Origin of the sequence: Prevotella sp. tf2-5, from assembly GCF_900115435.1 — a bacterium.
Classification (GTDB): domain Bacteria; phylum Bacteroidota; class Bacteroidia; order Bacteroidales; family Bacteroidaceae; genus Prevotella.
The window spans coordinates 54,352-67,382 of record NZ_FOWK01000008.1; the positions used below are offsets into that span (position 1 = coordinate 54,352).

Sequence of the window (13,031 nt, forward strand, 5' to 3'; positions counted from 1 at the left end):
TCTTGTTATTTCTTTCTTGAATAATCTAGTCTAACCTGCATCTGAGCCATCACCTGGTGACTGGCACCATGAGTGAAGACACCATTGGCGACATAGGCACTCTTATAGACATACTGTACCTGGAAACGGCATTTCTTGAAGAACCAGTATTGCAGACCTGCAATCGCCTTATGCTGGTCCATGCCGAGATTGGTGTTGAAATTAAAGAAATCGTAAGAGCCGACGAACTCCAAGCCCTTATACAAGGGGACGGCACCAGTGACGTAGGCACCACGGCTGGTGGCATTCCCGTCCTTACCTTCCAGATACTCCCCATGTACGTTGAAGTCTTTTGATTTATAATCGAAACCTACTGTCCAACGGTTACGCTTATAGTTGTCGCCATCATGAATATCGGGGTTATAAGGTGAGTTAGCGATGGCATGCCCTCTTCCTATTTGTCCTGTGGCAACGAGGTTGAGTCCTTTCACGGGACGGTACTCCAGTCGTCCGATGAAGTCCTTCTCCTTGTTACCGTCTTTCTTGTTGATACCCTGTCCGTTCATCACCTGAGCCTCATAGCGGAACTTACCATCGTTAGTCTCACCAAATATGGCGAGTCCGAGGTCACGACCATACTGCACACCCATTAGCGGGTCACTGCCGCAACCTGTCAGGTAAGTCACACCTTCAGAATAGACATCGATAGCCTCCATGGCGGTAGGGGATAGGGGATTCTCGAGCGAGACACCGTTCTTAAACTGTCCAAGGCGAACGGTCAGAGCCTTGTTGTTGGTAAAGCGATAGTCGGTGTAATACTCTTGTACGACGCTCGAGAAGTCGTGCATAAACAGGAACGACCATCTGTCTGTGATACGGGCATCTACCCAAAAGAGGATGCGCTTGAGCTCAAAAGTACCTTTGTCGTCAGCATTTTGATGGGTGTAGTTGAAACCGCCTTGTGCATAGCCGTGCAAAGCGACACGGTCGGATGCGTCTTTCAACCAGTCAATCACCTCTTTCTTCTGCCCGTCAGATTGTCCCATGGCAGCAGTACTGCTGAAGGCGGCAAGCGCAACGGCAAGCAACGCCTCCTTGAAAAATTGTTTATTCCCGCACTTTGTGCGCCTACCCGTAGCCTTTCTCATCTTGTTTAATTTTTATTTGGTTTAATCGGAATTTCGATATTTCGGGTTATTTATATCTCCGGATTCTCACGTCGATGCCACTGCCTCCCAATAACATCGTCACCTTACGGATAGGGGTGTCGCTGTAATGATATGGGAACAGCACCTTCGGTTTGATGGTCTTTGCTGCTTTCGCCAATTGCTCTGGAGTCATGGTATAGGGCTGGTTGCAAGGCAGGAAGGCGATGTCGATGTCTTTCATGTCTGCCATCTCTGGGATGTCCTCAGTGTCACCAGCCACATAGATACGCAGGTCCTCCACATTCAGGACGTAACCATTATCACGCCCTTTGGGATGGAACTTCTCATGTCCGGGAGTCGTGTTGTAGGCTGGTACAGCCTCTACGGTCACGTTGTCGCAGACCTCTGCTTGATCACCATTGGCAAGCACATAACCACTTCCCCATTGGGTGTAGACATTATGGTTGGTATAGATAACGGTATAGCTCCTGCGTAATTCCGTCAGCGCCATTGAGTCAAAATGGTCGTGATGCTCATGGGTCACGAAGATGTAGTCAGCTTTAGGCCATGTGGTGAAGTCAGTATGCGGCTCCATATTGATGACAGGGTCGAAGTAAATCGTCTTCCCGTCATACTCCATCATGATACTGGCGTGTTTGATACACGTAATCTTCACGGTCTTTCCTGACTTCGTCTGAAAGACATCGGTCTCACGGGGCTGTGCCCAGCAGGTTACTGTAAGACACAAGGACAGTAATAATAAACTAAGTTTTTTCATACTTATTGGTTTGTTTATGATACAAATTGGTGCAAAGGTACAAAAAAATGGCAGAGAGCCAAAAGTTCTCTGCCATTTTTTTTGTATTGTGGTGTTTACTTCATCATGATCTTGCGGGTAGTACCGTCGCTCATTTTGACGATATTAAGACCGTGTTGTAGTTGTTGCAGGCGCTTGCCGTCGATGGAATAGATAGCCACAACCTGGGAAGTGGCAGTACTTATTGCAGTATCGATACCTGTTGCGCTGACACTGATGGCATCCGATGCAGCACTCAGTCCGCCCATCTCGTTGGCAGCACGTACACTATACTGACCGTCAGTGGTCACCGTATAGGTAGGCTCAGTGGTGAAGTCTATGATGTCGCCATCCTTGCAGACCGCCCATAGCATCGCATAGTCACTGTTGTCCCATGTTAGCGTGTTACCCTCAGCCTTCACATGAGCAGGAACGGGTGCCTGTTCAGTAGCGAGTGTAGGTTGCCATTCTCCGAGAGCATTGGACATGTTACCGATTTCTGTAGCATCCTCAGGAGTCAGTATGGGATTGTTGGGAGTACCGTTGATCATCGTGGCACGTCCGCTCAGGTCGATAGCCACACCGTTGGCATTTGTCGAGTTGTACTCAGCAAAGCGTGTAGGACCGTTGTTCCAGTCATGCCATCCTGCCACAGCAGGTTTCACCTCCATGGTGGTATTGATGAAATAGGTTTCGGCTGCGGCTGTCCATGCACGTCCTAAGTAGTAGGTACCGTCCACGTCAGTCTCACCTGTAATGGAGCAGTCCTTGAAGACGTAGCCGTATTTCTGGTTGTCACGGGGAGCCACCACATAACCGCCCTTCTCTGCCATGATGACATTCACCTTGTTGAAATAGGCGTCACCAGAGCCGCAGATGAAGTCGGTACGTCCGCGGATGACACCGTCCTCGAAGTAATAGAGCCCTTGACTATTGTTAGAAATATAGGTATCCTGGTATGCCCAGAGGTTGGTATTCTTACAGATGGTCTTGGTGCCACGGTCGTTGAGTGAGATGTTACGTCCTCTGTTGTCATCGATGCCACTCTTGATGGTCACATCCTGGAAGTAGGTGCCGCTGACACCGCTTTGAATCTGCAGCACATCGCTATATCCGATGCGCTCATAGATACTGACGGTCTGTCCGAGACTGTTCGTATAGGTCTCTTCACCAATCGTATTGGTGATAATGGTAGCGTCACGGTCTTCACCGATAAACGAGATATTGGAGGCCTTGATATAGGTAATCGGACTGTAGAATGTCGTCTGAGCGGGGTCTTCAGCTTTGAAGGTCTCCGTCGTGCTCTGTGGCAACTGGTAGGTACCCTTCTTCAGGAAGATACGATAGCGGGTGGTCTTGTCACTACGGCTGTTAGCGGCATTGATGGCCTCTACCAGTTCGTCGGTGGTCGCAACGACTTTGTCGTAAGTCGCTTTTCCTACGGTAGGACGATCCATCACGATAAAGGAAATCTGGACAGGCTCGGTAGCTTTGTTGCCAGACTTGTCTTGTACGAAGTTGGCAGGCATCAGGAAGGTATACTGCGTATTGTATTCCAAGGCACTATAGTCAAAGCTGACTGACCGACTACTCCAGACGGGAGTCAGGGTTACTCCATTCAGTGTTGCTGCGTCAGCACCCTCTACAGCCTCGATGCGCTCATCATAGGAAATAGTAATCTTACCTGTGGCGCTCACACCGGTAGCACCCGTTGCTGGAACGGTACCTGTTACCACGGGAGCTTTATCGTCAGTTTCCACCTCAGCCTCACCCAAGATATAGACATTACCCACTTGACTCTCGGAATTGGTAGCATAGGCGAGTCCTTCTGCAGAGGTTCCTGCATTGTACTCGTACTTATCAGACAACAGTTCATCGCCTGTTCCCATGATGCGAACATATACAGTCTCCTTGCCAATAGCATCGGCAGGCAGTACGAAGTTCAGCGGCGTCAGCGTATTAGCGGTAACGGTCCAGGGCTCACCCAGAGCGGTAAACGTAGTACCGTCGGTAGAGTAGGAGGCTTTCCAGTTTTTCGTGGCAGCATTCTTGGCTGCCATGTCAGCGGTAAAGGTAATAGCTGTGAAGCCAACGGTAGAGAACTGATACTGCCAAGCCACGTCAGCAGGATTGTAACCATTGGTAAAGACACCGCTCAGGGTGGTGAGCACACCGCTGTTGGCACGGTTGCGGACAACGGGGTTAGCGTTTGTTCCTACCACCTGTGAGCCATCGCTCTGCTTGACGACAGATACCTTGGCATTGCGGTTGGCATCCCAGACCTCATCGGCAGCAAAGGGATAGGTCTGAGTGGCATAGGCTGATGTCTTGCTGGCATCGAAGACAGCGATAAAGTCCTGCACTTCGTAGTTAGCCACCAGCGTCATGTCGCTGTTGACCGTCAGTTCGCGCTCCTTGGAAGCACCGGCATTCTCGTTCTCGTCCGTCCAGCTCAGGAACTTCAATATCTTACTCTCATTGGCAGTAGCCGTAATCTTGGTACCTGCCTCATACTTGCCATTGTGTTCGTTGGGAGTCAGGGTGATACTGCCCATGTCACGCTCGGCATCATTGGTCACCTTGGTCTTCACCGTATAGACGGGGACTGCCTCGAAGACTGCCTTCATGGTCTTGTCGGCATCCATCGTGATCGTCGTCTCGGCATCTTTGCTGACGATAGCACCTGTAGCATCCTGCCATTCCTTAAACTGATAACCGAAGTTCTTGGTGGCTTTCAGCGTCACCTGCGTACCTTCCTTATACTGTTCCAAGTCAGGGTCACGAAAGATGGAACCTGCCTCGGCAGTGGGTAATACCTGTGTGTTCAGGGTATACTTGGTCACCTGTGCGGCAGCACCTACCAGGGTGCCCTCGATGACAAGGTTGCCAATACCGGCAGAACGGGTTCCTTGTACGTTCAGGAACGAGAACTTCAACTTCAGCGGTTTGTCGGCAGTAGCGGTAATGCCGCTCAGTTCCTCGCTAAACGATGAGGGGTCGACAAGCGGATTCGTCTTACTGCGGTTCAGTTCAACATTGTCCTTCAGGGTCTGCTTGGTCTCACCTGCCTCTACGGAGAAGGTGAGGTGGGGATTACCAGAGTTGAACTTACCCGCCAGGAAACTGACTTTTGAGGGTACGAAGGAGAAACCGTCCTCAGGAGTCAGCGTCAGACTGATGGTACAGTCATCGTCGGCAACCGTCGACAGGGTCTCTGTGGTGGCGGCATTGTATCTCAACTGCATCATCTTGGTATTGCCAGTAGCCCCTTGGAAGGTAGTACCTTCGATGACTACTTTCTCGTTCGTACCGTCGTACGCCCATTTCTTACCAGCGAAGCCGGCATTGAGCTCATTGGGATTCATCACGGCATCATCATTGTTCTCATTCAGTCCGCCCTTGTCGAGCGTATAGGTAATCGTGCCGGGGATATTCACACCAGCGGCATCCTTCGACTGACCGTCCACCTGAACGTCAGAGATACAGAGCCACTTGCCCGTAGCATCACTGGTGTACCAGGGATAGACACGGATCTGCAGTTGATCGCCCTCCTCCAGTTTGATGACCGGTGTGATGTCCACCTCGTTCATCACACCGCTTGCCATGGAGGCAGGCGAATAGAAACCAGTACGGTTGACAAAACCGTCTGTGGAGTAGTAGACATGGCACATCATACCATTACCGCCATGACCACCCACCTTCATGGCGATGTGGTTGATGTCGAGTTTCTTGCCGTCAGGAGCAGTGACTGTGAACTGCACATACTGGTTAGGCGACTCGTCGATGAGTTTGGACCAGGTACCGCCTTCTCCTGTGCTGACCATGATACCCTTCTGTCCGTTATTGCCATATTTCACCAGTCCCTCAATTTTGGCGGCAGCGGCGGTGGCACTGCCGTCTACCACAGCATTGTCATTGCTGGTCAGTGACCACTTCACAGTGAAGGGATCACCACCGCCCAGTTCGATGGCATTCATGGTAATGGTGGCAACGGCAGACTTACTGTCCAGCGTAGCAGTCACCGTACCGCTGAACTGTCCGACTGCCGTGGCAGCCACCTTGGCATAGAAGGTCTTGATGACCGTTCCGCTCTCGTAGTTGACGGAGAACGAGCTCTGCCAGTTCTGCTTGTCGACAGACAGTTGGATGCCCTCAGAGGCAGTAAGGGTGATTGTTCCAGTGCTGGGCTCCAGTCCCAGTCCCGTGAGTGTCAACTCCTTCGTACCGGACTGTCCGACATAGACATCGCCCATATCGGCGACAGAGGGGGTCACCGACAGGTCGGTGGGTATCTCGATGGCATCCGTCAGGATACCTTTCTCCTTTAGCAACTGAGCACACAGACGGGCAGCCATCAGGGCACCCGTCAGGTTATAGTGTGTGTTATCCCCGGCACAGAAGAGTGCGTCATGACACTTGGCAGAGCCATAGCTCTCGTAGAGGTCCTTGGTGGCTGTCGTCATGTCGATGAAGGTGACACCCTCGGCAGCAGCCAGTTGTTCCATCTGGTAGCGGTAGTCCATTGTGTGGTCATCGGCTGGAACACTCAGGTTCGTCTTCAGCTCACCGTTGACAATGGCATCGTATTTGTCACCTAAGTCGTGGCGACCGTTGCGGCGGATGGTCTCACCGTTGAAATAGCAACGGCATACAGGGGCTACGAGGATAGGAGTGGCTCCTTTCTCCTTCACGGCATCGACCAGTTGTTTCAGACACGCCTTATAGGTCGTCGTTGGTGTCGTACCACGACCGTCGCTCTTCACGGCGGCGGCATTGGTGGCATCGCCCTTGTCGGTATAGTACGCCTGTAGTTCCAGGTTGTCCACGCCATTGTACATCTGGTCGTTGTGGGCAAACTGGATGATCATGTAGTCACCTGCCTGTACGTTGTTCTTGGCGTTCTGCCACAGTTCGTTGTAGCCGCTGCGCGAGTCTCGCCCGCCCTTCGCATAGTTGACGGACTCCCACCCGTTGGTGAGGAAGTTGCCGAAGTACATACCCCAGCCACGCTTCGTCTCGGTATTCTCGTCGTAGTTGGCCATGGTGGAGTCACCAATGGTGTGTACCTTCTTGGCTGCCTGCAGGTTGCCCAGCATGAGGAATGCCGCAACCAGAAGCATCAATCGAATCAGTTTTTGTTTCATAGATGTTTTTGTTTTTAAGTAAATATTGGAATCTGGGTGCAAAGGTACACTATAAAGGATGACAAGGTGGGGTAACTTTGCGTCAAAGAGGTATGAAAAATGCGTCAGATGCTTATTCTGACGCATTTTTCCACTCCGTAGGCGACTGTCCTGTACTTTGCTTAAAACAACGGCTGAAATACTTGGGGTCTGTGAATCCGCAGGCGTATGCCACCTCTGCCACTGTCTTGTTACTATTACGAAGCAACTGGCATGCCCGTTTGATGCGGGCCTCACGCAACAGATCCTGTGGCGTGATACCCATCGCCTGTTTTAACTTACGCTGGAGACCGCTACGACTGGTGGCGGCAGCCGATGCCATGTCGCCCACGCCGATATCACCGTTCGATATATTCTCCTCAATAAAGGTCATCACACGTTCCAGCATGGGATCGTTGGCTGTTGGCGATTGGCTATTGGCTGTGGACTCTTGGCTATGGTCTTCTTCCAGCAATGCCAGATACTTCTCTAGGGTTTCGTGTTGTTGGCGTTTGATACGCCTTATATATAACAAGGTGTAAACTACCGCAGCCACCACACCAATGACGAGCAGCAGGATGAGCAGTTGACCATACCATGCCTCCCAGAACGTAGGTTTGACGATGACGGTGATGCTCCGTATGTTGTCTTGCCATTCACCGTCGGCATTCGTAGAGCGGATCTCCAACAGATAGGTGCCTGGCTCCATATCGAGCAGCGTTGCCGTGCGGTCATGTCCGATATAGTTCCACTGGTCGTCTGTCGACAGGCGGAAGGCGTAGTTGATGCGTTCGGAGGCACTATAGTCGAGGGCGGCAAAGCGTACTGTCAGGTTGCGCTCTTGTGGTTGGAGTATCAGTGTGTCGAGTGACTCTGCTCCCCAGGTACTCCTTACCTCAGCCTTCTTACCTCTTACCTCTATCTGTGTCAGCACCACCCGGGGCTTCATCGTATGGACGGTCATCTGTTGGAGGGTCGTGATGAAGGCACCGTCCATCAGTCCGAAGAGCCAGTGGTTGTTGCTGAGTGTCAGGGGATGCGCCTCACTGAAACGGTAGTCGCTGTTGAAGAAATGGGCATCCAGCACACGTCCCTGCAAGGTGGAGTCTAACAACGTGACATGGTGGCTGCCTACGGCGATCAACCCTCCTTCTTTAATCGTTGCGAGAGACTGTATGACATCAGAGGTGAGAGGGGAGAGATGGGAGGATAGGGGACGGAAGGAGAGCTTCTCTGCCAACAGGTCCGTACCTTCAATCAGGTTGACACCGCCACTCTCCGTACCAACGAAGTACCTGTCTTGTCGGTCTTTTGTCACATCCATGACGGCACTGCAGCTCAGACTGTTCTTACGGTCCGGCTCACGCTGATGACACAGGAAGTGCATCTTGTCGGCATCACGCTCCATCTTTGCCACTACCAGTCCATTGCCTGTCGCCACCATCATGATGTCGTTTTGGGTAAAGAAGAGGTATCGGCACCGGGCGTTGCTGTCTTTCGGATAGTGCTTGGGGATGAGGAACAGGGGTTTATCCGTCTTCTGCTGGGAGGTATAGAAGATGCCTCCACCCAGTGATGCCACCCACAGACGACCCCAGCGGTCTTCCTGGATATGGTAGATGTCCTGATGGGGCAGATCGGTGAAATGGGCTATCTGGTATGCCTCGGCACCGATGGGTTGCAGACGGAAGAGTCCGTCGGGCTTCGTGCCCAGCCATAGGGTGCCGTCCTTGTCTTCATACATGCAATAGACGGCGGCACCGAACGGGGTATAGCTCTGATGCACTCTGCCGTCAGGTCCTAGATAGCCCAGAAGGTGATGGTCCATACTGTTGTAGACACGTACCGCCTTGTCGTCCTTGGTGGCGATGAAGAAATGTCCCTTGCTGTCGGCAAACAGACATTTCACCTCTGCGCGAGGCTCTATGGCAAGCCGTTGGACAGGCTGTATTCTAGTACTGAACCTATAGATGCTGCCATAGTCTATCGCCCATAGGTTTCCTTGGTTGTCTGGTGCCACAAAGGTCAGCGTCTTAAAGGATACTGGCAAGGGATAAACAGTCTCTTTGCCGTCGTGCAGGAAGGTCAGCACACCATCGCCCTGCACGGTCCATTGTGTCTGATGACTGTCAGTCCATGTGTAGTGCTTTCCGTTGAGCAGTGAGCGGCTCTGTCTGTAATCCCAGGTATATTCCTTCGTATGCTGCCTCTCTTGGTCGGTCAGGTCGCGGAAGCGGTAGTTGTCAAGGTCGAAGATATAATATTCTGTATCTACCTGGCACAGGATGAGTCCGCCAGGCAGTAGGTTGATGTTACGTATACGGTCTGTGGTCATGTGGCACCCGTCACCCACTTGTGGCTTGAAGGTCTGGAACTCATAACCGTCATAGCGGCAGAGTCCGTTCCAGGTGGCAAACCACATGAAGCCCTGCTCGTCCTGCAATAGTTGGGTGAGATGGGAGGAGGGAACGCCGTCGTCCTCGTCATATTGGACGACATTACACAAGGGCTGGGCCGTTGTCGTCAGACACGCCAGCCATCCTATTATCACCGTCCATATCACGTTTTTTCTCATCACTTGCAGGTATATGATGGTGCGAAGTTACTAAATTGCTTTGTAATTCCATCATGTTTTGTTAAAAAGTAAACGTTTACGATGGATATTATGTGAAAAGCGTGTTGATAATGAATAATTTTTGGTACTTTTGCAAGCAGATAGAACTACTAAAAACGAATAGCAATGAAGAAATTTTTACTTTTTTGCGGATTGTTCCTGCTGTCAATGGTTGCGATGGCGGACGGGACAGAGCCTGAGAAGATCGACGTGAAGGAACTTACGAAGATTACTTTCGAGGGTGATAACGTGATCCTTCATTTCAAGGATGGTTCTAAGGCAGACTTGGAGAAAGACCTGGAGACTATCGTTATTGATTTCTCTTCAGTAACGGCTATCGAGACATTACGCCAGGTGGAGCCCATGAAGAATATGAGTGTTTACAACCTGCAGGGTCAGTGTGTAGGTCAGGGTGTTGAGGGACTGAAGAAAGGACTTTACATCGTGAATGGAAAGAAAGTTATTATTAAATAAGGTATAGGAGGAACAGACGATGAAAAGACATATAACGATATTGACCCTGCTCGTCCTGATGCTTGGACTGAACATGAGTGTGAAGGCCCAGACTTGGGACTTTACGAAGACACCAGACGCGGATGTCGCTCTGTTGAAAGCCGCCACCTCGGAGTGGGGGTATACTGAGACAAGCAACCGCTATGAGAGTAAGACCGCTATCAATGGCGCTATCAAGGCTGGTGGTACGGAACTGTCTATGACCAAAGGACTGACTGTTGATGCCGCAGCGACTAAGATCCGTATCGACGTGAATAACCGCCTGCAGTTGGCTGGTAAGAATATTCCATTGTCTACTCCTATATTGAAGAAGGGACAGGTGGTGAAGATCGTCTTTGCCTCTACAGGTTCTACTGCCGTGACTTTCGACAGCAACACGAATCTGTCGGGCACCTCCGGCTTTACTGCCGCAGATAAAAATACCACCCAGACAGGAACAGGAACAGTAACTGCTGATGGCGTGGTTAGTTTTAAATGCACTGGTGGTTCTGTCAACGTATTCAGCATTGAGGTGACTGGTGAAGGAGGTGGTGAGCAAGGTGGTGAGGATACCCCCGCAGTTGATGATTATTCCACCACGTCTAACCTGACAAAGAACCAGGCGATACTGACTTTGTCGGATCAGAGTAAGAAATATTATAACACAGAGTCCTTGAGTGATATTTCTTTTGATGGACAGGATGTGACGGTCAATCTGAAAGACCAGGAGACTTATACTTTCAAAGCAAATGTCTCAGAGATTAATTTCCGCAAAGCCGACAATACCTCCGATGCCGCTATCAACAATACCACAGGTGGTGTACAGATTACAGAGGCAAAAGGATGGCTGGAGTCTGCCTATGTGAAATTTGATCTCTTCGAGGGAGCCAAAACATATAATGTGTATGTAAAAGGTGGACAGTATGCTGACTATACCAAGATAGATGACCAGCTCGTTCGTAACTATGGTACCTATGGGCGTGCTGATGTTGTTGGTCTGATGATGGCTGACTATGCTATTAAAGTGGTTCCTGTGGATGCCGACAAGAAAGAGCTGACAGACAAAGGCAGTGAGGCTACTCAGATCATCGTGAAGAACTATGATCGTGCTGGTTTTGCCCATAAGGGAACGACAGGCGTAGGTGCCTATAACGATGATGGTACGCTGAAGACAGGTGCCAAGGTGTTGTATATCACGAAGAACAACTTCAATACTGTTACTCTTGAATTGAATGTTGATAACAAACCTCAGACATTCACAGGCTTGGGTAAGATATTGGAGGCAAAACAAAAGAAGAATCTGGACACGACTCCGTTATCCGTTAGGATTATTGGTGAGATCAGAACGTCAGATGTCGACGCAGCACAACTCTTGAGTGATGAAAATGGTCTTCAGTTGAAAGGTAATTCCGAGACATCAGAGATGAATGTGACGTTGGAGGGTATTGGCGACGACGCAACCTTCAATGGTTTCGGAATGACATTCTATAATGGAACGAGTGTGGAGATGCGTAATATCGCTTTCATCAACTTCAATCTTGATGGTGTCCAACTGAAAGGTACTCAGCATGCTTGGATACATCATAATGACTTCTTCTATGGAAATGCAGGCGGCGACGCTGACCAGGCAAAGGGAGACGGCTCCCTTGACGTAAAGGACAACTCACGCTATTGCACCTTCTCCTATAACCACTTCTGGGATAGTGGAAAGACCTCTCTTTGTGGTATGAAGAGTGAGAGTGGAGAGAACTGGCTGAGCTATCATCACAACTGGTTCGACCATTCCGACTCTCGTCATCCACGTGTCCGTACTATGACGGTTCACGTATGGAACAACTATTACGATGGTGTCTCAAAGATCGGCGTAGGTGCTGTTAAAGGTGCTAATATCTTTGTGGAGAGCAACTATTTCCGCAACAGTAAGAATCCTATGCTCATCTCGGAACAGGGTACGGATGGCAGAGGTGGATTTGCTGATGATCACGATGGTGGTATGATCAAGGCTTATGGAAACGTCTTGACAGGTAAGTCTGCTACGACATTCATCCCTCATACGAAGAGTGCGACGGAGTTTGATGCATATGTCGCTGAGACCCGTGAGGAGAAGGTCCCGGACACTTACAAGTCTGTTGTTGGTTCCTATACTTATAATAATTTCGATACGGATGCCACGAAGATGTATGAATACATCCCCAATGCCGCTGATGATGTCCCTTCCGTCGTTACAGGTTTCTATGGCGCAGGTCGTATGAATCATGGTGACTTGCAGTGGACTTTCAATAATGACACAGACGATGCAAAAGATGCTATAGATACTGGACTGAAGTCAAAGGTTACTGGCTATAAGACGTCTCTCGTAGGTATCTTCGGTGAAGAGAATGCCGGAGGCGGTGAAGGCGGTGGTGACGAACCCGGTGGTGGTGACACACCTGTCCCAGAGGGTACGATTACCTGTTCGTTCGATGGAGCGTCATCGAGTACGATATTTACTGCTGCTAATAACTACGGCGATGGTAAGATTACATATAATTCAGTGTATTATAAGAAGGGTGAGAAATTGGATTCCAAAGGTTCTATAGTCTTCACTCCGGCAAAGGATTACAATATGACTATCGTCCTGAGTCTGGCTAAGACCGGCAGAGATGTGAAGATCAATGGAACAGCCACTACCGTCGAGGGTACTACCAATACCGATGGTAATTATTACCAGATGAATGCCATCAAGGTAAATGCCAATACCCAGTATACGATTACCAAGGGTTCTGCAGAATCTATCGTCATGCTCATCATCCTTGACCCCATCTCTGAATAACCGATTCTTAACTTGTGTGGGGAAACAA

General features: G+C 50.1%; 6 protein-coding genes. 2 read left to right on the forward strand and 4 right to left on the reverse strand.

Annotated features, from left to right (window positions below):
* Positions 1-5 precede the first annotated feature (5 nt).
* The 4 genes from BM257_RS09410 to BM257_RS09425 all read right to left on the reverse strand — a co-directional run bounded on the left by BM257_RS09410 (position 6) and on the right by BM257_RS09425 (position 9,660).
* Positions 6-1,127 (reverse strand): porin, encoded by a 1,122-nt coding sequence (locus tag BM257_RS09410; protein ID WP_143096820.1) that lies wholly within the window; start codon positions 1,125-1,127, stop codon positions 6-8.
* Positions 1,128-1,173: 46 nt separating this feature from the next.
* Positions 1,174-1,905 (reverse strand): MBL fold metallo-hydrolase, encoded by a 732-nt coding sequence (locus BM257_RS09415; protein ID WP_092071589.1) that lies wholly within the window; start codon positions 1,903-1,905, stop codon positions 1,174-1,176.
* A 95-nt stretch (positions 1,906-2,000) separates the two neighbouring features.
* Positions 2,001-7,067, reverse strand: a complete 5,067-nt coding sequence (locus BM257_RS09420; RefSeq protein WP_177216074.1) for a pectinesterase family protein — start codon at positions 7,065-7,067, stop codon at positions 2,001-2,003.
* 112 nt (positions 7,068-7,179) lie between these two features.
* Positions 7,180-9,660, reverse strand: coding sequence for a helix-turn-helix domain-containing protein (locus BM257_RS09425; protein WP_092071595.1), 2,481 nt, complete (start codon positions 9,658-9,660; stop codon positions 7,180-7,182).
* Positions 9,661-9,825: 165 nt separating this feature from the next.
* Between BM257_RS09425 and BM257_RS15310 the strand changes: the two genes are divergently transcribed.
* The gene (locus BM257_RS15310; protein ID WP_092071598.1) at positions 9,826-10,173 is read left to right on the forward strand and encodes a hypothetical protein; all 348 of its coding nucleotides are present in this window, start codon (positions 9,826-9,828) and stop codon (positions 10,171-10,173) included.
* Positions 10,174-10,192: 19 nt separating this feature from the next.
* On the forward strand, positions 10,193-13,003 hold the full coding sequence (locus tag BM257_RS09435; RefSeq protein ID WP_092071601.1) for a pectate lyase family protein: 2,811 nt from the start codon (positions 10,193-10,195) through the stop codon (positions 13,001-13,003).
* The last annotated feature ends 28 nt before the right edge of the window (positions 13,004-13,031 follow it).